The organism is Cohnella algarum, assembly GCF_016937515.1.
Taxonomy (GTDB): Bacteria; Bacillota; Bacilli; order Paenibacillales; family Paenibacillaceae; genus Cohnella; species Cohnella algarum.
Genome location: NZ_JAFHKM010000002.1, coordinates 3,572,158 through 3,595,781, shown reverse-complemented (window position 1 = coordinate 3,595,781; position 23,624 = coordinate 3,572,158). Strand labels below are relative to the sequence as shown.

Here is a 23,624-nt window from a genome sequence, read left to right as displayed (position 1 = left end):
GACGTTCCGTTCGTGCGCGGCCGCGCTTCGTTGGATTTCATCCAACCAAATGAGGCTTTTTCATAGTCGGAGCCTTCCAGGCTGAGAGCGAGATTTCCGGATGCATAGGGAGCTTACCGGCCGGGCTGCGACGATAAAGGCGATTTTCGCCCAAGCAAACAGCAACGGCCTCACCTTATCGCTAACGACGGATGGCGTTGTCCCCGACAACGGCCGTTGAGCCCTTTAGCGAGGACCGGCTCGTCCGAAACCGGTCCCCCGTGTCGATTAACGCGCCGATCGCCTGTTCCCTAACGCCTATCCGCCATCCCTTTCCGCTCCCGTGAGCAAATTACGGCCTCATCCGACCGTTATTCCTGCTCCGGGCTCGATTTTGCTCAAATAATGGCCTCCGGCGGCCATTATTCGCTTTCAACTCGCCCGATTCACGCTCCCGTCCCCGGTTAATGAAGCGCTAACTTACCGGCTATGTGCTTTTTCCGGGCACAGCCAGCCTACCGATTGTCCACCTTTTCGGATACATGTCGTGGTTCATCAGCCGATGCTCGGCCATCCGCTCGTACTTCGTCCCCGGGCGCCCCCAGTTGCAGTACGGGTCGATCGAGATGCCGCCGCGCGGCGTGAACTTGCCCCACACTTCGATGTAGCGAGGCTCCATCAGAGCGATCAGATCGTTCATGATGACGTTCACGCAATCTTCGTGAAAATCTCCGTGATTGCGGAAGCTGAACAAATACAGCTTCAGCGACTTGCTCTCCACCATCCGAACGTCCGGAATATACGAAATGTATATCGTCGCGAAATCCGGCTGCCCCGTCATCGGGCACAGGCTCGTAAATTCCGGGCAATTGAATTTGACGAAGTAATCGCGGTCCGGATGCTTGTTGTCAAACGTCTCCAAAATGTCCGGCGAATACTCGAATACGTATTTCGTCCCCTGATTGCCGAGCAGCGTAACGCCTTGCAAATCTTGCTCGCTTCTTCCCGCCATGCCGACTCACACGCCTTTCGTCGCTTTATTTTCAAACGCCCCGCTTGTTGCCCCACACCCAGGCATGGAGCTGCGGCAGCACGCAAACGTTCTTTAACTTGTCATGTTCCATGACGCGCCCGATCAGCCACTCGTATTTGCCGATCAAGTAGGGCAGCAGGCGCCGGGAATCCGTTTCGGTCCGCTCGCCGTTGCCCGCCTGCAAATAAAACGGAACGTCGGGGTAACGCTCGTGCGCCCCGGCCGCAAACCGCAAATCCGTTTCGTCGAACACGACGATTTTCAGGCTGAACGAACCCGTTCGCCCGCCCCGTTTCAGCTTGTCGACGATTTCGTCCAGCACCCGCCAGTCGGCGACCATGCCCGAGCTGGGCGGCTTCGGGACAGCGTCAGCTCGTCGACGGCCGGAAACCAATCCTGCCAACGGCTGCCTTGCGTCTCGACCGCCACCCGGATATCCCGCTCATGAAGACGCTCGATCAGTTCCCCCACCTGCGGGTACAAAGCCGGATTGCCGCCCGATATCGTCACGTGGGCAAACGTTTCGCCGCCCGTTTCCCGAAGCGCCTCGACCGCCTCTTGCGCCGACATCATCCGGATTTCTTCCTTGGCGCTCCCGTCCCACGTAAAGGCGGAATCGCACCAGACGCAGCGGTAATCGCAGCCGGCCAGGCGCACGAACATCGTTTTGCGCCCGATGACCATGCCTTCTCCTTGAACGGTAGGGCCGAAAATTTCCATCACGGGGAGCCGATTTTCAGCCATAATGGCTTCCCCCTTTCCGCTTCGGCCGATACACGCAGTAGCTGGTCGGCGTTTCCCGCAAAAAAACCTGCACGCAGCGGGGCCGGTTGACCGTGTCGTCCAAATAACGCTGCACGATTTCGCAAATCGTCCGGGCGACGATTTCCGTCGTCGGAAACCGCTCCGGCACGTCCCCGCCGAACCATTCGGCGTCGTCGTTCAGCACCGCATGGTCGAACCGGTCGTGAATCAGGCGCTTCAAATCCGCGAAGTTGACGAGAAATCCGGATTCGTCCAGCTCGTCTCCCGCTACCGTAATGTTGGCAAAATACGTGTGGCCGTGCAGCCGCCGGCATTTCCCGGCTTGCTCCGACGGGATGTAATGCGCGGCCGCGAACTGCATATCCTTGTTCAGCTCGTATTCGTAAGGATGCTCGACGGAAGGATAGATTTGCTGCATCATCGCGGCGCCGCCTCCCTTCCCGAGCGGGCCGAATAACGCTCCAGCCCTTTGCGGCGCAGCTCGCATGCCGGACACTCGCCGCATCCGTCGGCTACAATGCCGTTGTAGCAGGTCAGCGTTTTGTCGCGCACGAATTCGAAGGCGCCGAGCCGGTCGGCCAGCTCCCACGTTTGCTCCTTGTCGAGCCACATCAGCGGGGTGTCGATGACGAAGGAATAGTCCATCGCGAGGTTTAACGTCACGTTCAGCGATTTGATAAACACGTCCCGGCAGTCCGGATAACCGCTGAAATCCGTCTCGCAAACGCCCGTGACGAGATGCCGGGCCCCGATTTGCTTCGCCAGCACGGCGGCGAAGGAGAGAAACAGCAAGTTCCGCCCGTCGACGAACGTGGACGGCAGTTCGCCTTCCTTGCGCTCGATCGCGATGTCGCCGCGCGTAAGCGCGTTGGGCGCTAACTGATGGAGCAGCGACATATCCAGCACATGGTGCTTGACGCCGAGCTCGCGCGCGATAGAACGCGCGCATTCCAGTTCGAGCGAGTGGCGCTGGCCGTAATTGAAGGTGACGGTTTCCACCTCCGCGAAGCGTTCCAGCGCCCAAAACAAACAGGTCGTGCTGTCCTGGCCGCCGCTGAACACGACGACCGCTTTCGAGGTTGTTTCGGTTTGTTGCATGGTGCCATCTCCCTTTGGATGAAGAGAGAGATTCTTGCGCCGGTTGCTCCCAAAACTAAAGAATCGGCGCGAAGCTTTAAAAACCAGCTTCGCGCCGAACGCCAAAACGACGTCACCCTGACGGGCCGTCGCTAAGGGATAGTTTTTTATAGAGGGAGTTCGCGAACCTCTCCCGGCAAGCGCGACTTCGGGTTATCGAAGCCGGGGCCGGAATTCTTCTTTAGTTGTCTTTCGTACTATATCATAGCGGACGAAAGAAGGGAACCGGAAGTTATCCTCATTCAATGGCAATGATTTGCATGCAGTTCCGGATTTCCCGGCGCGCGTCCGCTTCCTTCCATTCTCTGCGGTATCCCAGGCAAGCGCAAATCATTTCCGTCCCCCGCTCGGCATGCCGCTTCCGGTAATGGACATGGCCCATGATCCCGTAGCGCACGCCGTACTTCTCATACAGCGCCGCATACTCCGCGCTCCCCAAAAACGCGTTGAAGTATCCCCACTGCGGATGAGGCATCGGAACCTTGAAATAGGGATGCGTCAGCATATGCGTCACCATGATGACCTGTTTTCCCCGGTATTCGGAAAGCTCCCGCTCCAGCCCTTCATAGAAGTACCGGTGGATGTCGCGGTTGCTTCTTCCCCAGTCGACGTACAGGCTGTCCTGCCAGGTACGGTCCGGGGTCCGCATTTTCTCGAAATCGCCAAACCCGTACTTGTCCTCGCCCAGCGTATAATCGTACCAGCCGGAGTTTCCGATGACGACCCAATCTTCGTTCAGCGCCCGGGGCGACTCGCTCAAGCATCCGTCGTACGTCCGAAACTGCCCGTATATTTCCCACGTGTCCGTTATTCCGTTCTCTTTGCTCCAATAATCGTGGTTGCCGGGAACGAACAAAACCGGGATGCCGCTCGCGTCCCGCAAGCCGTTCAACACCTTCAGGCTGAGGCGGACATCGTTCGAAATATCCCCGGCAATGATCAAGGCGTCCAGCCGGCTTTCGTCGACGACTTCCAGCAGCGCCTGTTCGACGGACGGCTCTCCCGCCTGTTCGTTCAGATCGACATGAAGATCCGATATGACTCCGATGCGCATTTAAATCTCCTCCTATACCAAATGACAGCTGACCATCCGGCCCGTTCCGTGCGCTCGCAACGCGGGAGCGGATTGCCTGCATCGGTCGGTCGCTTGCGGACAGCGAGGGTGAAACGCGCATCCCTCCGGGGGATGGGCCGGACTCGGCATATCTCCCTTCAGCACGATTCGTTCCCTCTCCCGCTCCCGGATGCGGGGAACGGCCGAAAACAGCGCCCGGGTATACGGATGAAGCGGTTCGCCCCCCGTTTCGGCGACGTCGAAAATCTCGACGATTTTTCCCAGGTACATCACCGCGATCCGGTCGCTCATATATTGAACGACGTTCAAGTCATGCGAGATAAACAGATACGTCAAACCGAACGACCGCTGCAGCTCTTTGAGCAAATTCAGGATTTGCGACTGGATGGAAACGTCCAGCGCGGACACCGCTTCGTCGACGACGATGAATTCGGGATTCAGAACGAGCGCGGTGGCGATGCCGACCCGCTGTCTTTGACCGCCGCTCAACTCATGAGGGTACCGCTTCAGATAGCTCGAATCCAGACCGACGCGCTCCAGCGTTTGGTCGACGATCTTTTTCCGCGTCTGCTTGTCCCCGATCCGGTGAATGATCAACGGCTCCTCGAGAATCCAGCCGATCGGCTTCTTCGGATTCAGGGAAGCGTACGGATCCTGAAACACGATTTGCAGTTCGCGGCGAAACGGCTTCATCTGCCGTCCGGACAAATTCGCAACGTTCCGGTCCCGATAATAAATATCGCCTCCCGAACGTTCCAGCAGCCGTACGAGCATCTGGCCGGTCGTCGACTTGCCGCACCCGCTTTCCCCGACCAGGCCGAACGTTTCCCCTTCGCGAATTTGGAACGACACGCCGTCCACGGCTTTGACGAAGCGCGGCCGCTCCCTTAAGCCCTGCCGCGGCATCGGATAATATTTGGACAGCCCTTCCACCCGAATGAGGTCCGGCTTCATCGGCTCGCCTCCTTGTCCGCGTACAGATGGCATCGCACCCGATGGTGGGCCGCCCTCCGCTCCAGCGCCGGCAAGCGGGTCGCGCATTCCGGCTCCGCATGGGCGCAGCGTCCGGCGAACGGGCAGCCGCCTTTCCGCTCGGCCAGCGAAGGAACCCTTCCGGGTATGGTGTACAACGGCGCGCCTCTTTGGCCGATATCGGGAATGGACTTCAGCAGGCCGATCGTATACGGATGCAGCGGACGATCCAGCAGCTCCTTCACGGGGCCTCCTCGACGATATAGCCGGCATACATGACGATGACCCGGTCGCAGATTTCGCGAATGACGCCCAGATCGTGCGAGATGAACATCATCGCCGCACCCGCGTTCTCTTTCATCTCCCGCAGCAAATCGAGAATTTGCGCCTGAATGGTCACGTCCAGCGCAGTCGTCGGCTCGTCGGCGATCAGAAGCTGCGGCTTGCAGATCATCGCCATCGCGATCATGATCCGCTGCCTCATCCCTCCCGACAATTGGTGCGGGTATTCGCGGTACAAATGCTCCGTTCGGGACAGCCCGACCTTCCTCATCATGTCCAGGGCGAGATTTTTGGCTTCCCGTTTCGAAACGGGCAGATGGGTCGACGCCGCCTCGGCAATTTGCCGGCCGACCGGAATAAGCGGATTCAGGGCCGTCATCGGATCCTGAAAAATCATCGCGACTTGCTTTCCGCGGACGGAACGCCAGTCTTCCGGCGTCAAGCCGTTCAGGCTTTTGCCGTTTAGCCGGGCCTCCCCGCCGGACACGGCCGCCCCCTTGGGCAATAACCCCATGACGGACAAGGCGGTCAAGCTTTTCCCGCAGCCGGATTCCCCGACAATCCCGAGCGCTTCCCGATCCCGAACGGCAAACGAAATCTCCCGCAGCGCCGGGTAGCTTTCCTGTCCGGCGGAAAAAGCAACCTGGTAGTTCTGCAGCTCCAACAATGCCGGCGCCATGCGCGCACCTCCTACTTCTTCTTGTCGTACAAATCCCGGATGCCGTCGCCAAGCAGATTAAACCCGAGCACCATCGCCGTGATGACCCCGCCGGTGATCAAAACATACCATGGCGCGTTCGCCAGGTACGGTTGGGCTTCGCTCAGCATGCGGCCCCAGCTCGGATCCGGAGGCTGCACGCCGATGCCGAGATAGCTGAGCCCCGCTTCGGCCAATACCGCGCCGGAGAACCCCAGCGTGGCCGCCACGATGAGGGGGGAAGCCATGTTGGGGAGAATATGCAGAAAGATGATCCGCCACGGCCCCGCACCTTTCGCGACGGAAGCCTTGACGAAATCGAACTCCTTGACCTGGATGAATCCGCTTCGGGCAATCCGCGTAAAGGAGGGAATGCTCATCATGCCGAGCGCCGCGATCGTGATGTTAAGCCCCGGCCCGAACACGGACACGAACATGATCGCCAGCAAAATGCCGGGAAAAGCGAGCATCGCGTCGACGATCCGCATGATGACCTCATCGACCCAGCCGCCCAAATAGCCGGCGGCGGCGCCGATCAGCAAACCGAAGACCAGGCCGATGGAGACGGAGCTGAAGCCGATCAGAAAGGCCGTCCGCGCTCCTTCCATGATCCGGCTGAAAATATCGCGGCCGAAATTGTCCGTTCCCCATAGATGGGCCGGCTGGGGAGGCGCCAGACGCATTGCGGTATTCATTTCATTCGGCTCGTAAGGGGTGTAGAACAAGCCGACCAGCGCGAAGAGCAGCAGCGAAACGACGAGAAATCCGCCGATGACCAACGGTTTGCTTTTCAACCACAGTTTCAGATTCATCGTCTCTCACCTTTTCAATCGAATGCGGGGATCGATGACTTTATACAGAATATCGACCGCGAAATTGATGCCGACCACCAGAACGGCGATATACAGAACCAGCGATTGGACCAAAGGCAAATCCCGCGTTCCGATCGACGTAATCAGCAGGTTGCCAAGTCCCGGAAGCGCGAACACGTTCTCTACGACGATGCTGCCTCCGAGCGTTTCGGCGATCAGCAGGCCGACGATGGTGACGACCGGAATGAGGGCGTTGCGCAGCAGGTGCCGGTACATGATCGCGCTCTCTCGCAGCCCTTTGCTCCTGGCGGTCCGCACGTAATCCATCGTCGCCTGGTCGAGCAGCGTATTTCGCAAATAGCGGACGACGACGGCGATGGAGGGAATCGCGAGCGCAAGGGACGGCAAAAACAGCGAACGGATCGTGCCCGCCGGATCCTGGCTCCAGGGAACGTAGCCATAGGTCGGAAACAGCCTGAACGTTACGGAGAAAAGCAGAATCAGGAGAAAAGCGAGCCAGAAAGACGGAACGGATACGCCGAGCTGGGTAAAAGCCGAGATCAGCACCGAGGATAATTTGCCGTCTTTTCGGGCGACATAAATGCCGAGGGGCAGACCGATCGCCAAGGTCAACCCCAGGGAGAAGAGCGCCAGCGAAATCGTGACCGGCAAGCGCTCCGCCAAAATTTCCGACACCGGCCGCTGGTAGCGCAGCGAATCGCCGAGATCGCCGGAAACGGCATTGGCCATCCACGTCCAATAACGCTCCCCGACAGGACGATCAAGCCCCATGTCCTGCCGGAGAGCGGCCAGCTGGTACGGATCGGCGTCCACGCCCAGAACGATCTGGGCGGGATCTCCCGGCAGCACCTGAAACACCAGAAACGTGATGACCGAGACGAGCAATACCGTAGCCGCCAGCGTAAACGACTTGCGAATATAAAATCTCAAGGCCGCTTCCCCTGCTTATTCGGCATAGTACATTTCGGCGAAGTCGTACTTCTGGACCGGGTACGTTTTAAATCCGTGCAGGTTCGATTTCATCGCCACCGTGCGGCTCGGATCCATAATAAAGACAGCGGCCGCCTGTTCGGTCAGAACGGTTTGCGCTTCCTTGTACAGCGCGGCGCGCTTGGTTTCGTCCAGCTCCGTGCGGCCTTCGTTGACCAAACGGTCGAATTCGTCGTTGCTGAACTTGAAGAAATTTTTCGGATAGGTCGTCTCGTATCGGCCCAGCACTTCGTGCGGATCCAGCTTGCCCGTCAATCCGACGATCGTGGCCTCGTATTTCGCGTTGTTGTAGACGTCCTCCAGCCAGCTGCTCCATTCGATTTGCTTGATTTCGGCCCGAATGCCGACCTGTTTCAGCTGTTCCGCGATCACCTGGGCCGTATCGACATGGAATTGATAGTTCGACGGAACCGTGATCGTCAGATCGAACCCGTTCTCGTATCCCGCTTCCCGCAGCAGCTGCTTGGCTTGCTCGGCGTTAAACGAATACCTGTCCTCCAGCCCTTCCTGATAGTACATCTTCATCGCGGGACTCATGTTCGAGCCCAGCTTCGTTCCGTTCCCCTCGGCCACCGTCTCGATGATGACGTCCTTGTCGATCGCGTAGTTGATCGCCTGGCGAACCTTCGCGTCATCCAGCGGCTTCACGGAATTGTTCAGCGCCATCAGTTGAACCATGTTCTGCGGGCCGGAGACGAGGGTAAAGCTTTCCCCGAGCTGAAGCGCGCCTTGAGCGCTGACGCCCGGAACCATGTCGATGTCGCCGGACTGCAGGGCGAGAATCGAAGAGTTGACGTCGGGCATGATTTTGAATTCGACCCGATCCAGCTTCGGCGCGCGTTCCGGGTCGTAAAATTGCTCGTTCTTTTCGAGCGCCAGCTGCTGTCCCGGGGTGTATTCGACAAACTTGAAGGGGCCGGCGCCGACCGGATGCTCGCTTTGCTTCTCGTAATCTTTCGGCACGATGGCGATGATGTTGGCGGCGAGGAAGGCGGCATCCCGCTCTTTCAGCTTGACGGTCACCGTATAGTCGTCGGGCGTTTCGATGCTTCCGATGCCGGAGAACTTGGAGGACAGCGGCTCCTGGCCGTTCAGGCCCGCCAGCTTGGCGTACGAATAATACACGTCCTCCGAGGTGAGCGCGGACCCGTCATGGAACGTCACGCCTTGCCTCAAGGCAAACGTGTACGTCAACCCGTCCTCCGACACTTGATACGACTCCGCGATGGCCGGAACGAGCTCGCTGTTTTCGCCCGCTTCGAACAAGCCGTCGAACACGTTGTCCATCATCGAGCCGGTATCCGTCGCTGCCGACAAGTAAGGATCCAGATTGTCCGGTTCCGTCGCCATCGCCACCCGGACGGTTCCTCCGGAAGACGGGCTGTTCGTGCCGCCGTCCGCCGATGCCTGGGATTGCGGCGTCTCCGACGAGCCGGAAACGGGACTAGCGGACGGAGTATTCGTGCCGCATCCCGAAACGATCACCGTCGACAAGGTCAAAGCGAACAAACCTCTCCTCATGTTCATCTTCCAAGTCATTTTCAATCATGCCCCTTTCGGAATAGTCCGTTGAATTCCTTAGATGTTCAGCTTCATTCCGCCAAAAGCCAGCCTTGTCTGTCCGTCGAACCGTGAGGAGGCTTCCGCCTCCAGTTGGCGAAGATCGCCGTAATGGGGAAAATGCGTCAGCACCAGCTGGCCGGGCTTGGCCAAAGCCGCGATCTCGCCCGCCTCCCCCGCCGTCAGATGCCCCCGCATCGCGCCCTTCTGCCAATCGTAGAAGCTGCTCTCCAGCACCAGCACGTCCGCCTGGCGGGAGAACTCGACGATGCTGTCGCAATATCCCGTGTCGCTGGAGTACACGAGCGATTTGCCGTCAGCGGCGGTCACTTTGACCGCGCAGCAAGGAACTTCGTGCACGTTCTCGGAAAATTCCATCGTCAGTTCGCCGATTTGCACCTTCTGCCGAAGATCGATCGGATGCACTCTGACGCATTCGGGAAATTGAAACCCGAGCTTGTCCGGATCTTCTCCGTAAACGTAAACGTCCAGCGGCTTCGAACGTTTTCCGGTTTGCATCAGAACCAGAGCGGCGAATTCCAGCGTCAACGCGTCCGCGATATGATCCGCATGCGTATGCGTGATAAAGACCGCGTCCAACTGTTCCAACGGCACCTCGTTTTGCAGCCTGGACAAGACGCCGCTGCCGCAATCGAGCAGAATCGACAGTTCCCCGCGCTTGATCAAATAACCCGAAGTCGCTTCGTTTGGGGCCGGGTACGCTCCCCAGCAGCCGATTACCGTTAATTCCATGCCCGCTTCCTTCCCGCGATGGTCACTTTGTTTTATTCATCCATTCGAAGCTGTCCTGAAATTCCTTGAACATCAGCTCCATTTTCTCCAAATGGCGTTTCACCCTATCTTTCTCCAAATACGAAATCTCGTTAATGATGGCGCCCACGACCGACAGCGGCGCGGTGTATGAATCCAGAAACCCGGTGGATTTGCATTCCGCCAGCAGCGTCAGATCGGCCAGCTTCGCAAAGGGCGACAAGCTGGAGTCGGTCAGCGCGATCACCCGTGCCTCCTGTTCCTTGGCCAGCTTGGACACTTTCAAGGTTTTGGAGCAATAGCGGGGAAAACCGCTGACAAAAACGACATCGCCGGAACGAATGTACGTTGCGTACTCGGCAACACCTCCTTGCGGAATCAACTCGCAATTGCCCAGCATATATTTCAAAACGAATTGAAAAAACGCCGTGACCGACAAGCCCAGCCTCCACCCGGCGATCCAGATGCGGTCGGCATCCAGCAGCAGCCTTGCGGCCTGATGAATCCGGGCTTTATCGGTTTGCTGCATCGTTTCCCGAATATTCTGCATTTCCTGGGCAAAATGCTTCTCCAGCCAGGACTCCTCCTGACGGGTTGTCGATTGCATGAAATTGTAGACGGCCCGCTGATCCTTGATCACGAATTGCTGCAATTCCTGATGCATGTCGGAAAACCCGGAATACGAAAGCGCCTGGGCCAACCGATGAACCGTCGCCTCGCTGACGCCCGATTTCTCCGCGATTTTTTGGGCCGATTGCAGCGCCGCGTCCTGGATATGTCTCTGAATGTAATGCGCCGCCCGTTTCTGCCCCGGGCTTAAAACGTCAAACGTTTCCTGAATTCGTTCCAATATGGTCGACATGTCGTTCTCCCTCGCTTAACGACGGGCTGCCAACTCCCTGCAGTTGACCCAAATAGGCGGCGACCTCCCGAATGCTGGAGATGACCCGATCGTAATTCAACTCCTCGATGCCTCTCGTTCCGTACGGATTGATCAGCAGGCAGTCCATGCCGGCTTGACGCGAACCGACGACGTCATCGTAGTAATTGTCGCCGACATACAGCGACTGCTCCGCGGTCGCGCCGCTTTCGGACAGGGCGATTTCGAAGATGGCCGGATCCGGTTTTTCGATGCCGATTTCCGAGGAAATAATCGCGAAGTCGAACTCTTCGTCAAGCCGGTTCGCCTTCAGCACTTCGCGAGCGGTCCCGTCCCAGTTGGAGATGAGGCCCAGCCGGTAGCCCGCTTCCTTCAACGAGCGCAAGGTCGGCTTGCTGAAATCGAACGCCGTCCACCGCATTCCTTCTTCCTTCGCCGCCTTTTGCTGCAAAGAGATCACTTCCTCGATGGGAAGCGAGAGCCCCAAATAGTAGTTCAAGACGCCGATATACCAGGGCAGAAAGTGACGGCTGTCCTTACCGAGCACCCCCCGGTATTCCCGCATGAACAGCTTGTCCGCCAAATGATAGGCGATCGTGATTTCATCCCGGGTTTTGACGATTCCGAGCGTCTCCAGCGTTTTCCGATAGATGTCTTCGCGGTTGGTTTTGACCAGGGTATAGCCGAGATCGAACCACAAGTACCGAATCATAGGGCTGTTCATCACTGCTCCCGATTGAAGGATTTCTTTCATTTTTGTCAAAATGTTCTTCAAGCTTCATTGCCCCTTCATCATAAAGGCCGTATATTCGGCGAAAATCAACTTAAATTGCGGTTTTCGTAAAAAATCGAAACGGACCTGGCACTTCGGCGATCGACGCGCGGTCAAAAAAAAGCATCCGCCCAAGGCCGCGTTCGGCCAGGGAGGATGCTTTCTTCGTGCTCGGTTTTACTTTGTGTTCGTGACCCAGATGACATTGTCTTCGTCCTGTCCGTTGACCGGCCACCAGAAGAAGCCGTCCCGGCTCAGCAGTTCGTCGGCCTGCACGGGTCCCCACGTGCCGGCGGGATACGTCGCCACGCGTTCCGGCGCCTGGCGCCAGGCGGCGGCGATCGGATCGACCAATTGCCAAGCGGCGGCCAGCTCGTCCCAACGGGTGAAATACGTGGAATCGCCGCGGGCGGCGTCGTAGATCAACCGCTCGTAAGCTTCCGGCGTGTTGATGCCGACCTGGCAGCTTTGGCAAAATTCCATCGCCACCGGCTGGATCGTCATATCGTTGCCGGGCTTTTTGGCGTTGATTTTAATGTAGATCCCTTCCATCGGGTTGACCCGGATGACGAGCAGGTTCGGCTGCAGCTGGCTGCGGCTTGCGAACAGCACATTGTTCGGCACGTTTTTGAACTCGATCACGATCTCGGTCGATTTGACCGGGAGGCGCTTGCCGGTGCGCACGTAGAACGGCACGCCCGCCCAGCGGAAATTGTCCACGAACAGCCGAGCGGCGAAAAACGTCTCGGTTGTCGAGTCGGACGGAACCGAATCCTCGTTGCGATAGCCCTTGACCGCTTGTCCCCGGAACTGGCCGTCGGTGTACTGCGCCCGCACGACGTCCTGTTCCACTTCTTCGGCAGAGCGGAAATTCCGGACGGAACGGAGCACCTTGACCTTTTCGTCATGAATATCTTCGGGATCGAGGCGGCTCGGCGGCTCCATGGCGATCATCGTCAGCATCTGAAGCATGTGGTTCTGCACCATGTCGCGCAGCGCCCCGGACTTATTGTAGTAGGCGCCCCGCTCCTCGACGCCGACCGTCTCGGCGAGCGTGATTTGCACGTTCGCGATGTGGTTATTGTTCCAAAGCGGCTCGAAAAACGCATTGGCAAACCGGATGACCTGGATGTTCTGCACCATTTCCTTGCCGAGATAATGGTCGATCCGGAACACTTCCTCTTCCCGGAAAACGTGGCGAATTTCTTCGTTAAGCTTTTCGGCGGACGGATAGTCGTAGCCGAACGGCTTCTCGATGACGAGCCGGTGCCAGCCTTTGCTTTCCAGCATGCCGCCGTCGCGAAGGTTGCGCGATACGGCGCCGAACAGTTCCGGGGCCAGCGCCAAATAAAACAAGCGATTGCCCGGAATCGAATAGCGGGCTTCCAGCGCTTCCGTGGACGCCTTCAGCTCGCGGAAGCCGTCGACGTTTCCGATGTCCAGCGGGTGATAGGAGAAATGTGCCGCAAAGGCTTGCCAATTGGCGTCATCGGGCTTGTACCGGCAAAATTCGCGGATCGACTCGTACACGTCGTCCCGGAACTGCTCGTCCGTGCGCGCGCGGCGCGCAAGCCCGACGACGGCGAACCGTTCGCCCAGCTTTCCTTCGAGATAAAGGCTATACAAAGCGGGGAACAGCTTGCGCCGGGCCAGGTCGCCCGTCGCGCCGAAAATAAAATAGACAGCGCCGTCAGCCGCGGCGGTCGTCTCAATGGTTTTATCCGTCATGTTCCTCATCTTCCATTTTCCGAAATTTGAATACACGTACTGTAGTTTATCATACTTAAACGCCGTTTGCTATCGGATTCAAACCATCGCTTTTTCCGCTTCTGCCGGCGGCTTTCGCGCGACTGGGTACGCGTCCATGCGCAGGAGCCCGCGGGTGAATATACTGGTTCCGAACGAGGTTCAAGGGGGTGAAGGGGATGGATGATCATATTCCGGCTGACGAAAAGAACCTTCTGAAGCTCAGGGGGCATCCGGTATGCATCGTCATGAACGACGGCGCCCGGTATTACGGCCTGTTGACCGGCTGCGCGAAGGGAAAAGTGGTGCTGAACGGCGATATCGACGAGGAACCGGAGGCCGATCGCACGCAAGCGAAGCCGAAGCCGGCCAAAAAACGCTCCGCCGGCCGGACGCGGCGGAAAGCCGGCATTCGGACGGAGTCCGACTCCGCGGGCGGACCTCCCCCTGCGAATCCGTATTGGGGAGCGCTCGAACTCGAGCCCGTTTCCCGTACGAAAATCGTGCTGCCGCTCGACCCCGTCGAAGCGGTTCTGCTGCTCTAGCCGGCGGCCGCCGGCGCCCGCCCACGACCGGGACGCTCGCCCGCGTCCGGGCCGTCGAAATGCCGCCGCCCCGCAATCCGGGCGTGATTGCGGGGCGGCGCGGCCATCCAGATATGGCTGGTTATGTACGGCATAAACGCCGATCTTATTTGGCGATTCCGTTTCGGTGGGCATAGATGGCAGCTTGCGTGCGATCCTCGACTCCGAGCTTGCCGAACAAATTCGTCAAATGGTACTTTACCGTCTTGATGCCGATAAACAGTTCGTCGGCGATTTCCTGGTTCGATTTTCCTTGGGCGATCAGCTGCAATACTTCCATTTCCCGATCGGTCAATTCCTCGTGCGGCATGGAGGATGCCGAAACCGGCTTGCGGAACCGGTTCATCATTTTGGAAGCGACCTGGGACTCGAGCACGGCCTGGCCGCGGGCGGCCGCCCGGATGGCATCCGCGATTTCGGAAGCGCGCGACGTTTTGAGCAAATAGCTGAAGGCGCCGGCTTCGATGACCGGATACATCTTCTCGTCGTCGAGATAACTCGTCAGGACGATGACGCGGCAATTCGGGTGTTCTTCCAGAAGCCGGCGCGTCGTCTCGATGCCGTCCATCCCTTCCATCACCAAGTCCATCAGCACGACATCCGGATTATAGGCTTTGGCCAGACGCAAGCCTTCGGCTCCGTTGCCGGCCTCGCCTACGACCTCGATGCCGTCTTCGGTCCCCAGCACGGCCGCCAGTCCGATTCGGACCATTTCATGGTCATCCACCAGCAGGACTCGGATCGGATTGTACTCCGCCATCGTTCCAACCTCTTTCTTCCGCCGTTATCGGCACTCTGATTTCGATTCTCGTCCCCTTGCCCGGGGCGCTTGCCACGTTAAAGGAGCCGCCGAGCTCGTTCGCCCTCTCCTCCATGCTGACCAGGCCGTAAGACGTCTGTTTCTTCTCCAAAACGTCGAAACCGACGCCGTTGTCGCGAATCGCCAGCCTTACCGAGTCTCCGCGGCGGTGCAGGGCGATGTCCATCTTCGTGGCTTTGGCATGGCGCAGCGTGTTGGACAGCGCCTCCTGCACCATGCGGAACAGGTGATTCTCCATTCCTTTATTAAGCGGCAAATCCTCGTCCATATCCAACGAAATATTTACCGGCACCTTGGCCTGCATTTCCTTTACAAGTTCCGGAATCGCATCGGCCAGCCGCTTGCCGTCGAGATGGACCGGACGCAAATGAAGCAGCAGCGCCCGCATTTCGGACTGGGCGACGGCGGCCATTTCCTCGATCAGTTCGACTTGCCGCCTCGCCCGGTCGAAATCCTGCTCGAGCGTCCGGCCGACCGCGGTGGCCGTCATGGAAATAGCAAAAAGCTGCTGGCTGACCGCGTCATGCAGTTCCCTCGCCAGCCGCTGCCGTTCTTCGATCACCGCGCTCGTCCGCACCTTCACCGCAAGCTCCGTATTGTTGGTCGAAAGGCGCTGCAGCGTCGCCACCTGCTCTTCCCACTTTCGGCTGATGCGCGACAGCTGTTCCGCCAATCGGCCGATTTCATCCTTGCCCATGTCGGGCAGCGGAGGCGCCGGATTCCCCTTTTCGAGCATGAGCATCGAATCGCGCATCCATTCGAGCCGGTTCCGGATCGGATAACTCCGGTAAAATCCGTATGCCGCCCCCGCAACGATGAGGACGCCGATCGCCGTTAACCCGAAGGAGATGATCGTCGACCAGGACTCGAAGGGAGCGGCAAGATCCTGACTTTCCAATAAATATACGATGACGAAACCGATGCCGAGGGAAAATAAAACGGTTTCGCCCATATGACGCCATACCATTCCTTATCCCTCCTACATCTGCCGAATTCTTATATTCCCTACGAGATAGAACAGCTGGAGTTTCACCTGATGCTCCTTCTGCTCGTAATCCGGGGATCGCCAGACGACTTTCTGGGCGACTCCTCCCTCTTGGATCGCGTTCCAGTGGATCTGGCCGAGCAAAACGGAAGCCTCGATCTGCAGCCCGTAATCTTCCGGAACGATCCATTCGGCGTCGCCGACGATGCCTTGCAGTACGACGGTCGTCTCCCGCTCTTCCGGCACGGCCATCGTCAAGTCCACTCGCGATTCGCCGAACGCGTGCCAATACGCCATCGAGCGGAGAATCCAGGAAGGCCGGTCCAAACGCAGATGCAGCAACAGCCGGTGCCTGCTGACGAAGTTCCCCCCGGCTTGCGGCTTCGTTTTCCTATAAAACAAGCCCAGCGAGATGAGCACGATCGCGACGACCAGGCCGAACTCATTGATGATCAGCGTCAAGACGGCAATCGCGATCAAGACGGCGGCCAACCGATTGCGATCCCTTTTGAACCGGTCCACGCCCAGAACAAGGAGAACGATCGTATTCGCCGTTAAGTAACCCGCGATTCCGCCGAGCATGAGATAGCAGCCGGCCGCGATGAACACAAGCGCCTGATTCGATATCGACTTCAATACGGCCGCACCTCCTCCGCGGTTATCTAACGTTGACTTCGCGGCGAAGGCCATAACGGATTTGCATCCGTCATGGCCCATTCGTACCTTTGTAAGCATACCATATGTTTCCGGCTGTCGGAAACGGTTGCTTTAGCTTTTCTTTAGCCGGATTCCCGGCCGCTCCGTTGTCCCTTATTCATCCGAGGATGCGGTGTTTTGCGCGGGAGCCGAAGGAGCGATACGGCTCTTCAGCGCGGCCAGCTCCTGTTCGACGCGGAACGTTTTTTCCGGATCGACGTTGATCGGAGAAGCGCTGAGCGGCGAGCCCGGCATGCGGACGACGTCGGCTTCGGCTTCCATTTGCATGATTTTTTCTTCCATCCGGTGGAAGCCGCGGGCGGCGGAGCCGCTTTCGATCGTGTGAAGCGAGCTGATTTGAGCCATTTGCTTGCGGGCTTTTGCCATTTGGGCACGGGCCGAAAGCTCGTTGCGCTTGTTGCGAAGCTTGTAGTACTCGTCCTTCATTTCGTGCAGCTGCGTCGTCAGCTCGCTCACTTGGGCTTGCGCCTGATCGTGCAGGCCGAGCACGTCGTTCGCTTGCTTGTCGTAATAAACTTTCTCTTCCAGAAGCTTGCGGGCAAGCGTTTCGTTGCCTGCGCGCAGCGCTTGTTCGGCTTGCGATTCGCGTTCGGCGCCGATGCGGATCGCCTCGTCGAGGCGCTGCTTCAGACGGCGTTCGGCGGCCATTTGCTTGGCGACCGTCACTTCCGCTTCGTGAATTTCTTTTTCCATATCGCGCAAGTATTGGTTCAGCATGACGATCGGGTCCTCTAATTTGTCCAGCATGTCGTGAATGGAAGCCTTCGTCATATCCTTCATCCGTTGAAATACACCCATCTTTTTATTCCCCTTTCGATTGTTCTTCAAATTTGGCAATGCGTGCTTTCAGTTCTTCCAGTTCCTTGCGGAGCGCTTTTTTTTCGATATCTTCCATCATGGCGTCGAGTCCTTCCGTCTCCCGCGGCGTCGCGGAAGGTTGGGGCTTTGCCGCCGTATAACCCGCCGTGCCGCCATAACCGCTTTGTCCGGGGGTCCAGCCCTGTCCCGCCGGAGGGGGAGAGCCCGCCGGAGGCGTCCAGCCGTAATTGGTCGGGCCCGGCCGCGTTCCGCCGTTCCAAGGGTCGCCGTACGGGGTTCCGTAGGGACCGGAACCGAATGCGTGATGAGTCGGTTCCTGCGGAATGATGAACCCGGCGATCAAATACACGAACACTAGCGATCCGGCCGAAAAAACGGTGACGACAACAAGCAGGATGCGCAGCAGCGTTGCATCTACGCCCAGAAAATCGGACAGCCCGCCGCAGATGCCGAATATTTTGCGATCTCGGGTCGAACGGTACAATTTGCGCATTCGTTAACCTCCTTGTTGCAGTTTGCGTTTGAGCTGCTCCAGCTCGCGGTCGATCGCGTTCTGGGCGGCCGTTCCCTCGTGATAAGACGTTTCCTGGCCCATTCGGCGCAAATCCCGCAAGCTCTTCGTTTCAAGCTCGATATCGGTCAGGCGGTCGTTCAGCTTGCGGAACATGTTGGCGGGGCCTTCCGCCGCTCCCGGCCCGAATCTCGCGTTAAGCCTCTGCTGCAGCCGCAAGGACTCCATTCGGGCAAGATAAAATTGGCGCTGATCGTATACGAGCCGATATTCGTCTCTCAATTCTTGCAGCAACTGCTCCAGTTCGGCAAGCTCGCCTTTGCTTTGTTCGTAGAGACCTTCATATCGGATCGCCTTCTCTTCGAAAGCGACTTTATCTTGAAGCGCCATTTTGGCGACATGTTCTTCTCCTGCTTTCAAAGCCGTAAGCGCTTGTTCCTCGCGCCGGTTTTTCCATTGGACGGCATCTTTCCATTGCCTGAGCAGGTGTTCGGTGTGCGCGGCGTATTGGCGCTGCAACTGTTCGCATTGGACGATTTCCTGGTGGGTCGACCACAAAAACTGATCGATCAGGCGGACCGGGTCTTCCGAGTTTTCCAACCTGTCGTTCAAGGTGGCAACGGTCATGTCACGAACCCGTTTGATGACGCTCATATCGCTCCTCCTTCATTAAAAAGTCTGCGTCGACTATATTCGTCTTGTCCGATTACGGGTCAGCATCGTAATTCCGAAAACAATCAGGCCGATCGCGGCGATCCAAAAGATGACGGCGGACAATTTGCCCAGCAGCATGAAACCGCCGATGACCATCAGGATGCCGCCGATAAATCGGTTGCCGTTTCTCCAGCCGATTACGCCCAATCCGATAACGAGCAGCGGAATCAGCAGGCCGATCAAAAATCCGAACAGGTTGCCGAGTTTGCCGACTAGCAGCAGGATGCCGATGAGAATGAGCACGATGGCCAATCCGTTTCCTTTTTTCAATGGCTGCACCTCCTTTTTCAGTTCGACGGGCTTGGGGCCAGCCGATTCGTTTACCTCACAAACCCATTGTAAACCGAACGCGATTTCGGCATAACGGACCCGCGAATGTTTTTGGGCCTAGACTGTGGTCGAGGACGTCGACCGCCTTCGGACCGCAGGCGGATCGGGCTTGCGGACGCGGCCGGATCGGAGCGTGCGGATGCGGTGGCAACATTTGAGGGTTACATCCGGCCGCCGGCCTGTGTTAGCGTATAGGTACTACCTGATGGAGGTGCTGAAATGAAACTTCTTGGACTATCGATACTTGCTTTCGGGATCGCGGCCGCGGGTTCATTTGGCGCATCCGCCGGTCATGCCGCGGCGGCGCCGGCTGCGAAATTCGCAGACGTCGGCCAGGCGAACGAACAAGGCAACATCGCGAATGCGGCAACTCCGGCTGCCGATTCGTCCAAAATCGAACAAGTTATTGCCGAGGGCATGAAATATAAAGGAACTCCTTACGAATTCGGGGCGGACCGGGAGTCGGACGCGGCGTTCGACTGCTCCTCGTTCCTGCGCTGGATTTTCAGGGAAACGCTCGGCGTCACGCTGCCGGGCGATTCTAGGGCCCAGGGCGACTACGTGAAAAACAACGGTTCCGTCGTCACGGACATCGGCCAGTTGAAGCGCGGGGATCTGGTGTTCTTTATGGAATACAAAGGCGGAGACGAAGCCGACTATGCGGGAATCGACAAATCGAGCGAACGCATTACGCACGTCGGAATTTACCTTGGCGACGGCAATTTGCTGCACACGTACTCCGTCGAAAGCGGCGGCGTGACCGTCACCTCGATCGTGGGCAATTCGTGGGAGCACCGCTTCCTGTTCGGAGGCAGCGCGCTGTAAAAACGAAAGAAGCCGTTCCGAAAGGTCAAAATGGACCTTAGGGACGGCCTCTTCTGTCTAAAGGGGACGATATTTTGCTTCGATCCCGTATCGGGCCCCGTCGCGCGGGGCAAAATAACGACCTCCCGCTATTTCGGCTACCCGATTCGAGACCTGACTTCCTCGTCGAGCCGAAGCAGCCGTTCCCGCACCTTGACGACTTCTCCCACGACGATGAGGGCGGGGTTGCTCAGCTTCATGGCCGCCGCCAGCTTTTCGACGTTGTCCAGCGTGCCGGTCCAGACCCGCTGACCGCTTGTCGTTCCCCGCTCGATGAGCGCGACGGGCGTCTGCCGGTTTTTCCCGTAAAGCAGAAGCTGCTCGCGAATATGGCCCAACTGGCTGACGCCCATATAAATGACGAGCGTATCGACGCCGTCCGCAAGCTTGTCCCAGCGGACGGGGGCGTCGTGATCGTGGCAGCGGCTGCCGGTGACGATGGCGACGGATGCCCCGAGCCCCCGATGCGTCAACGGTATGCCGGTTGAAGCGGAAGCTCCGATGGCCGACGTGACGCCGGGCACGACTTCGTAAGGAATGCCCGCCGCCGCCATGGCCAGCGCCTCCTCTCCGCCCCGGCCGAAGACGAACGGGTCTCCGCCTTTCAGCCGGACGACATGCTTGCCCTGCGAGGCGTGCTCCATCATCAGCGCCTGAATCCGCTCCTGCGGCATCGCATGCCGGCCCGGCGCCTTTCCGCAATAGACGCGAACCGCATCTTCTCTTGCATAGTCGAGCAGCTCCTCGCTAACCAGACGATCGTACAAAAGGACATCGGCGGCCTCGATCCGCCGCAGCGCCTTCAGCGTGATCAGCTCCGGATCTCCCGGCCCCGCTCCGACGATCGATACGTACCCGGGCTTGTTTCCGGCCATCGCTCCCGTCCTCCCCTTGATCCGAATCAGGCTTTCGCCGGATTACAGCTTAACGTAGATCGACCCGCTCGCCGAATCGACTTCGACGTCGAACGTCGTGACGCAGCCGGTATCCGGCTCTTGCACGCGCCCGTCCCGCAAATCGATTTTCCAGTCGTGCAGCGGGCAATGCACCGTGCTTCCGCACACCATGCCTTCCGAAAGCTTCCCCGCTTTGTGCGGGCATTTGTTTTCAACCGCCAGAACGTCTCCGTCCGAGAGCCGAAACAGGGCAATTTCCAAATCGTCCACCCGGACGGTCCGCGCGCCCTTTTTATCGATTTCCGCGACGTTCCCAACCAGCAGCTTGTTCATTGTAATCCTCCCCTCGGCTCAAACGGATGCCGGAACGCCGGCGAGCGGTTCGAAATTTTTGCGCAATTCCTTTTCTTCGACGATTTCCTTCCACGGGTCCTTCGTTACGCCGAGCGCCGTCTTGATTCTTTCCTGAAGCGCAAGCCGGTCTTCCTTCTTTTCCAATGCCTGCTTGATGCTGTCCAGGCCGACCCGTTCCACCCAGTTCGAGGTCCGTTCGTTCCATTGCGCGTTTTCCCGGTAATATTGAAGGAACGCGCTGGCCCATTCGACGACCTCGTCCTCCGTTTTGACGACGCAGAGCAGATCCGTCGCCCGGACGTGAACGCCGCCGTTGCCGCCGACATGCAGCTCCCAGCCGCCGTCGATCGCCACGATGCCGAAATCCTTGATGGTCGCTTCCGCGCAGTTCCGCGGGCAGCCGGATACGGCCAGCTTCACCTTGGCGGGAGTGTTCAGGCGCTCGAACTCTTTTTCCAGCCGAATGCCCATCCCCATCGCGTCCTGGGTGCCGAAGCGGCAGAAGGTCGATCCGACGCACGTCTTGACGGTGCGAAGGGCCTTCCCGTATGCGTGTCCGGAGGGCATATCCAGCTCTTCCCACATTTTGGGGAGATCTTCTTTTTTCACGCCGAGCAGGTCGATCCGCTGTCCGCCGGTAAACTTGACGAGCGGCACTTCGAACTTTTCCGCCACTTCCGCGATTTTCTTCAGTTCCGCGGGGGACGTGACCCCGCCGTATATGCGGGGAACGACCGAATACGTTCCGTCCTTCTGGATGTTGGCGTGATACCGCTCGTTCGTGAACCGCGATTCTTTCTCGTCCTTGTATTCTTCGGGCCAAAGCATGCCAAGATAATAGTTCAGGGAAGGACGGCACTTGGAGCAGCCTTCTTCGTTGTTCCACTCCAGGACGTTCATCACTTCTTTGATCGTTTTCAGGCCCATGCGCTTGATTTCGGCGACGATTTCGTCCCGGCTCAGCGTCGTGCAGCCGCAAATGCCTTCCTTGACGGACACGACTTTATCGCCGGCATAAATTTGCAGCAGCTCCGCGACTTCCGGCTTGCAGCCGCCGCAGGAAGCGGAAGCTTTCGTGCAAGCTTTAATGTCGCCGACGCTCGTGCAGCCTTTGGAAAGAATCGCGTCCTTGATCGCGCCTTTCGAGACGCCGTTGCAGCCGCAAATGATTTCGTCGTCCGCCATCGCTTCCAGACGGCTCGCCGAAGACTCCGATTGGCCGCCGGCCGCGATGCCGAGCAGCTCCTTTTCCCGGCCCTTGATCGATTCGCCCTTTTTAATGAGGGAAAACAGCTTGGCGCCGTCGCCGGTATCGCCGAACAGAACCGCTCCGATCAGCTTGTCGTCCTGAATGACGAGTTTTTTGTAAATGCCGTCGATTTCGTCCTGGTAACGCAGCGAACGGGCACCCTCCGGCTCCTTGAAAACGCCCGCCGAAAATACGTTCACGCCCGATACTTTGAGCTTGGTCGACGTAACCGAGCCCGCATAGCCTTCCGTCTCGACTCCCGCAAGCCGCTTGGCGAGCACGGCCCCCTGCTCGTAAAGCGGAGCGACGAGCCCGTAGAAAATTCCCCGATGCTGGGCGCACTCGCCGACGGCATATACGCCGGGAACGCTCGTTTCCATATAATCGTTGACGACGATGCCCCGGTCCACCTCGATGCCGGAGGCCTTCGCGAGCTTGACGTCCGGCCGGATGCCGACCGCCATGACGATCAAATCCGTTTCGATTTGCGAGCCGTCGGCAAACTTCAAAGCCTGCACCCGTTTGCGGCCGACGATCGATTCGGAATGCTTTTTGAGCAAAAATTTCATGCCCTGGCTTTCAAGCTCCCGGCGCAGCATCATGGAAGCGGCCGTATCCAACTGGCGGTCCATAATATGTTCGTGAATGTGCACGACGGAGACGTCCATGCCCAAATTGAGCAGGCCTCTCGCCGCTTCGAGCCCGAGAAGGCCGCCGCCGATGACGACCGCTTTTTTATACGTTTTGGAGGTTTCCATCATGATTTCGCAATCTTTAATATCCCGGAATCCGATCACGCCCTCTTTGTCCGCGCCGGGAAGGGGCAGCATGAACGGATTGGAACCGGTGGCCAAAATGAGGGAATCGTACTCCGCTTCGGCTCCCTTGTCGGAAAAAACCTTGCGCCGCGCCGTATCGATGCGAGTGACGGCGTGCCCCATAAACAAGCGGATGTTGTTTTCCGAATACCAATTCAAATCGTTAAAAATGATATCCTTCATATCCGCTCCCCCCGCAAGCACGGAAGACAGCGCGATCCGGTTATAATTCGGGTACGGCTCGGCTCCGAAAATCGTGATGTCGTAAGCGTCGGGAGTCAGCTTCAGCAAATGCTCGATCGCGCGCACCCCGGCCATTCCGTTTCCGACGAGAACCAGTTTTTGGCGGTTGGTCATGCGTTTCCCTCTCCTCTCTGTATCCGCAAAACATAAAAGCCCGCTCCACTTCGCGGGGGAAAACAGACGTTTCCCATCGCTTGAAGTGAAGCAGGCTCCATTGCCTCTTCTTCC

The 23,624-nt window shown here is 58.3% G+C and carries 25 protein-coding genes, 2 pseudogenes and 1 riboswitch; of the genes and pseudogenes, 2 read left to right on the top strand and 25 right to left on the bottom strand.

The window, feature by feature from the left end; translation table 11 throughout:
- Nucleotides 1-494: 494 nt before the first annotated feature.
- The 15 genes and pseudogenes from queF to zwf form a co-directional block, all read right to left on the bottom strand.
- Nucleotides 495-991 (bottom strand): annotated as a pseudogene (gene queF, locus JW799_RS16110) (preQ(1) synthase).
- Nucleotides 992-1,022: 31 nt separating this feature from the next.
- Nucleotides 1,023-1,756: pseudogene (gene queE / locus JW799_RS16105) on the bottom strand (7-carboxy-7-deazaguanine synthase QueE).
- Nucleotides 1,749-2,198 (bottom strand): 6-carboxytetrahydropterin synthase QueD, encoded by a 450-nt coding sequence (queD, locus tag JW799_RS16100; protein WP_080834329.1) that lies wholly within the window; start codon nt 2,196-2,198, stop codon nt 1,749-1,751. Before queD ends, queE begins: the two are co-directional and overlap by 8 nt.
- Nucleotides 2,195-2,875: a 7-cyano-7-deazaguanine synthase QueC gene (gene queC, locus JW799_RS16095; protein WP_205430649.1), complete on the bottom strand. Its 681-nt coding sequence runs from the start codon at nt 2,873-2,875 to the stop codon at nt 2,195-2,197. The genes queD and queC overlap by 4 nt, the downstream gene beginning before the upstream one ends.
- Nucleotides 2,876-3,007: 132 nt before the next feature.
- Nucleotides 3,008-3,051: riboswitch (PreQ1 riboswitch) on the bottom strand.
- Between the two features lie 101 nt (nt 3,052-3,152).
- Nucleotides 3,153-3,968, bottom strand: a complete 816-nt coding sequence (locus tag JW799_RS16090) for a metallophosphoesterase (protein WP_205430648.1) — start codon at nt 3,966-3,968, stop codon at nt 3,153-3,155.
- 12 nt (nt 3,969-3,980) lie between these two features.
- Nucleotides 3,981-4,943: an ABC transporter ATP-binding protein gene (locus tag JW799_RS16085; protein ID WP_139787148.1), complete on the bottom strand. Its 963-nt coding sequence runs from the start codon at nt 4,941-4,943 to the stop codon at nt 3,981-3,983.
- Nucleotides 4,940-5,206 (bottom strand): oligopeptide/dipeptide ABC transporter ATP-binding protein, encoded by a 267-nt coding sequence (locus JW799_RS28755; protein ID WP_338026275.1) that lies wholly within the window; start codon nt 5,204-5,206, stop codon nt 4,940-4,942. Before JW799_RS28755 ends, JW799_RS16085 begins: the two co-directional genes overlap by 4 nt.
- Nucleotides 5,203-5,922, bottom strand: a complete 720-nt coding sequence (locus JW799_RS16080; RefSeq protein WP_240353311.1) for an ABC transporter ATP-binding protein — start codon at nt 5,920-5,922, stop codon at nt 5,203-5,205. The genes JW799_RS28755 and JW799_RS16080 overlap by 4 nt, the downstream gene beginning before the upstream one ends.
- An 11-nt stretch (nt 5,923-5,933) precedes the next feature.
- Complete coding sequence (locus JW799_RS16075) at nt 5,934-6,752, bottom strand: ABC transporter permease (protein ID WP_205430647.1); 819 nt, start codon at nt 6,750-6,752, stop codon at nt 5,934-5,936.
- A 6-nt stretch (nt 6,753-6,758) separates the two neighbouring features.
- Nucleotides 6,759-7,703 carry an ABC transporter permease gene (locus JW799_RS16070; protein WP_080834341.1) on the bottom strand — a complete coding sequence of 315 codons (945 nt, stop codon included), beginning with the start codon at nt 7,701-7,703 and terminating at the stop codon, nt 6,759-6,761.
- A gap of 15 nt (nt 7,704-7,718) precedes the next feature.
- On the bottom strand, nt 7,719-9,284 hold the full coding sequence (locus JW799_RS16065; protein ID WP_240353310.1) for an ABC transporter substrate-binding protein: 1,566 nt from the start codon (nt 9,282-9,284) through the stop codon (nt 7,719-7,721).
- Between the two features lie 57 nt (nt 9,285-9,341).
- Entirely contained in the window at nt 9,342-10,076 is a 735-nt protein-coding gene (locus JW799_RS16060; RefSeq protein ID WP_205430644.1) for an MBL fold metallo-hydrolase, read from the bottom strand.
- A gap of 22 nt (nt 10,077-10,098) precedes the next feature.
- Complete coding sequence (locus JW799_RS16055) at nt 10,099-10,956, bottom strand: MurR/RpiR family transcriptional regulator (protein ID WP_205430643.1); 858 nt, start codon at nt 10,954-10,956, stop codon at nt 10,099-10,101.
- The gene (locus JW799_RS16050; RefSeq protein ID WP_240353309.1) at nt 10,919-11,698 is read right to left on the bottom strand and encodes an HAD family hydrolase; all 780 of its coding nucleotides are present in this window, start codon (nt 11,696-11,698) and stop codon (nt 10,919-10,921) included. Before JW799_RS16050 ends, JW799_RS16055 begins: the two co-directional genes overlap by 38 nt.
- A 225-nt stretch (nt 11,699-11,923) precedes the next feature.
- Complete coding sequence (gene zwf / locus JW799_RS16045; protein ID WP_205430642.1) at nt 11,924-13,474, bottom strand: glucose-6-phosphate dehydrogenase; 1,551 nt, start codon at nt 13,472-13,474, stop codon at nt 11,924-11,926.
- Between the two features lie 197 nt (nt 13,475-13,671).
- Between zwf and JW799_RS16040 the strand changes: the two genes are divergently transcribed.
- Nucleotides 13,672-14,037 (top strand): hypothetical protein, encoded by a 366-nt coding sequence (locus JW799_RS16040; RefSeq protein ID WP_205430641.1) that lies wholly within the window; start codon nt 13,672-13,674, stop codon nt 14,035-14,037.
- Nucleotides 14,038-14,182: 145 nt separating this feature from the next.
- Here the strand turns inward: JW799_RS16040 and JW799_RS16035 are convergent, their stop codons facing one another.
- The 7 genes from JW799_RS16035 to JW799_RS16005 all read right to left on the bottom strand — a co-directional run bounded on the left by JW799_RS16035 (nt 14,183) and on the right by JW799_RS16005 (nt 18,912).
- Nucleotides 14,183-14,836: a response regulator gene (locus JW799_RS16035; protein WP_080834351.1), complete on the bottom strand. Its 654-nt coding sequence runs from the start codon at nt 14,834-14,836 to the stop codon at nt 14,183-14,185.
- On the bottom strand, nt 14,796-15,863 hold the full coding sequence (locus JW799_RS16030; RefSeq protein ID WP_080834353.1) for a sensor histidine kinase: 1,068 nt from the start codon (nt 15,861-15,863) through the stop codon (nt 14,796-14,798). Before JW799_RS16030 ends, JW799_RS16035 begins: the two co-directional genes overlap by 41 nt.
- 12 nt (nt 15,864-15,875) lie before the next feature.
- A complete protein-coding gene (gene liaF, locus JW799_RS16025; RefSeq protein ID WP_205430640.1) occupies nt 15,876-16,517 on the bottom strand; it encodes a cell wall-active antibiotics response protein LiaF in 642 nt (213 codons plus the stop codon).
- 174 nt (nt 16,518-16,691) lie between these two features.
- Complete coding sequence (locus JW799_RS16020) at nt 16,692-17,396, bottom strand: PspA/IM30 family protein (RefSeq protein WP_205430639.1); 705 nt, start codon at nt 17,394-17,396, stop codon at nt 16,692-16,694.
- Nucleotides 17,397-17,400: 4 nt separating this feature from the next.
- Nucleotides 17,401-17,910, bottom strand: coding sequence for a PspC domain-containing protein (locus tag JW799_RS16015; RefSeq protein WP_205430638.1), 510 nt, complete (start codon nt 17,908-17,910; stop codon nt 17,401-17,403).
- Nucleotides 17,911-17,913: 3 nt separating this feature from the next.
- On the bottom strand, nt 17,914-18,582 hold the full coding sequence (locus JW799_RS16010) for a PspA/IM30 family protein (protein ID WP_205430637.1): 669 nt from the start codon (nt 18,580-18,582) through the stop codon (nt 17,914-17,916).
- A gap of 33 nt (nt 18,583-18,615) precedes the next feature.
- Complete coding sequence (locus tag JW799_RS16005) at nt 18,616-18,912, bottom strand: LiaF transmembrane domain-containing protein (protein WP_080834362.1); 297 nt, start codon at nt 18,910-18,912, stop codon at nt 18,616-18,618.
- 279 nt (nt 18,913-19,191) lie between these two features.
- Between JW799_RS16005 and JW799_RS16000 the strand changes: the two genes are divergently transcribed.
- Nucleotides 19,192-19,797 (top strand): C40 family peptidase, encoded by a 606-nt coding sequence (locus tag JW799_RS16000; RefSeq protein ID WP_205430635.1) that lies wholly within the window; start codon nt 19,192-19,194, stop codon nt 19,795-19,797.
- 137 nt (nt 19,798-19,934) lie between these two features.
- On the opposite strand, the gene cobA is transcribed toward JW799_RS16000, so the two are convergent.
- Genes cobA through nirB form a run of 3 tightly spaced genes read right to left on the bottom strand, consistent with a single transcriptional unit; the run spans nt 19,935 to nt 23,510 of the window.
- Nucleotides 19,935-20,711 (bottom strand): uroporphyrinogen-III C-methyltransferase, encoded by a 777-nt coding sequence (cobA, locus tag JW799_RS15995; RefSeq protein WP_080834366.1) that lies wholly within the window; start codon nt 20,709-20,711, stop codon nt 19,935-19,937.
- Between the two features lie 42 nt (nt 20,712-20,753).
- Entirely contained in the window at nt 20,754-21,065 is a 312-nt protein-coding gene (nirD, locus tag JW799_RS15990) for a nitrite reductase small subunit NirD (protein WP_080834368.1), read from the bottom strand.
- An 18-nt stretch (nt 21,066-21,083) separates the two neighbouring features.
- Nucleotides 21,084-23,510 carry a nitrite reductase large subunit NirB gene (gene nirB / locus JW799_RS15985; RefSeq protein ID WP_205430634.1) on the bottom strand — a complete coding sequence of 809 codons (2,427 nt, stop codon included), beginning with the start codon at nt 23,508-23,510 and terminating at the stop codon, nt 21,084-21,086.
- Nucleotides 23,511-23,624: the final 114 nt, after the last annotated feature.

What these genes read in the sequence shown, in the direction of transcription:
- JW799_RS16055 (WP_205430643.1), bottom strand. Translation starts at nt 10,956, where the DNA reads ATGTCGACCATATTGGAACGAATTCAGGAAACGTTTGACGTTTTAAGC.
- queD (WP_080834329.1), bottom strand. Translation starts at nt 2,198, where the DNA reads ATGATGCAGCAAATCTATCCTTCCGTCGAGCATCCTTACGAATACGAG.
- JW799_RS16090 (WP_205430648.1), bottom strand. Translation starts at nt 3,968, where the DNA reads ATGCGCATCGGAGTCATATCGGATCTTCATGTCGATCTGAACGAACAG.
- JW799_RS16050 (WP_240353309.1), bottom strand. Translation starts at nt 11,698, where the DNA reads ATGAACAGCCCTATGATTCGGTACTTGTGGTTCGATCTCGGCTATACC.
- JW799_RS16075 (WP_205430647.1), bottom strand. Translation starts at nt 6,752, where the DNA reads ATGAATCTGAAACTGTGGTTGAAAAGCAAACCGTTGGTCATCGGCGGA.
- cobA (WP_080834366.1), bottom strand. Translation starts at nt 20,711, where the DNA reads ATGGCCGGAAACAAGCCCGGGTACGTATCGATCGTCGGAGCGGGGCCG.
- JW799_RS16000 (WP_205430635.1), top strand. Translation starts at nt 19,192, where the DNA reads ATGAAACTTCTTGGACTATCGATACTTGCTTTCGGGATCGCGGCCGCG.
- nirB (WP_205430634.1), bottom strand. Translation starts at nt 23,510, where the DNA reads ATGACCAACCGCCAAAAACTGGTTCTCGTCGGAAACGGAATGGCCGGG.
- zwf (WP_205430642.1), bottom strand. Translation starts at nt 13,474, where the DNA reads ATGACGGATAAAACCATTGAGACGACCGCCGCGGCTGACGGCGCTGTC.
- JW799_RS16010 (WP_205430637.1), bottom strand. Translation starts at nt 18,582, where the DNA reads ATGAGCGTCATCAAACGGGTTCGTGACATGACCGTTGCCACCTTGAAC.
- JW799_RS16030 (WP_080834353.1), bottom strand. Translation starts at nt 15,863, where the DNA reads ATGGTATGGCGTCATATGGGCGAAACCGTTTTATTTTCCCTCGGCATC.
- queC (WP_205430649.1), bottom strand. Translation starts at nt 2,875, where the DNA reads ATGCAACAAACCGAAACAACCTCGAAAGCGGTCGTCGTGTTCAGCGGC.
- JW799_RS16040 (WP_205430641.1), top strand. Translation starts at nt 13,672, where the DNA reads ATGGATGATCATATTCCGGCTGACGAAAAGAACCTTCTGAAGCTCAGG.
- JW799_RS16035 (WP_080834351.1), bottom strand. Translation starts at nt 14,836, where the DNA reads ATGGCGGAGTACAATCCGATCCGAGTCCTGCTGGTGGATGACCATGAA.
- JW799_RS16015 (WP_205430638.1), bottom strand. Translation starts at nt 17,910, where the DNA reads ATGCGCAAATTGTACCGTTCGACCCGAGATCGCAAAATATTCGGCATC.
- JW799_RS16085 (WP_139787148.1), bottom strand. Translation starts at nt 4,943, where the DNA reads ATGAAGCCGGACCTCATTCGGGTGGAAGGGCTGTCCAAATATTATCCG.
- nirD (WP_080834368.1), bottom strand. Translation starts at nt 21,065, where the DNA reads ATGAACAAGCTGCTGGTTGGGAACGTCGCGGAAATCGATAAAAAGGGC.
- JW799_RS16065 (WP_240353310.1), bottom strand. Translation starts at nt 9,284, where the DNA reads ATGAGGAGAGGTTTGTTCGCTTTGACCTTGTCGACGGTGATCGTTTCG.
- JW799_RS16060 (WP_205430644.1), bottom strand. Translation starts at nt 10,076, where the DNA reads ATGGAATTAACGGTAATCGGCTGCTGGGGAGCGTACCCGGCCCCAAAC.
- JW799_RS16020 (WP_205430639.1), bottom strand. Translation starts at nt 17,396, where the DNA reads ATGGGTGTATTTCAACGGATGAAGGATATGACGAAGGCTTCCATTCAC.
- JW799_RS16080 (WP_240353311.1), bottom strand. Translation starts at nt 5,922, where the DNA reads ATGGCGCCGGCATTGTTGGAGCTGCAGAACTACCAGGTTGCTTTTTCC.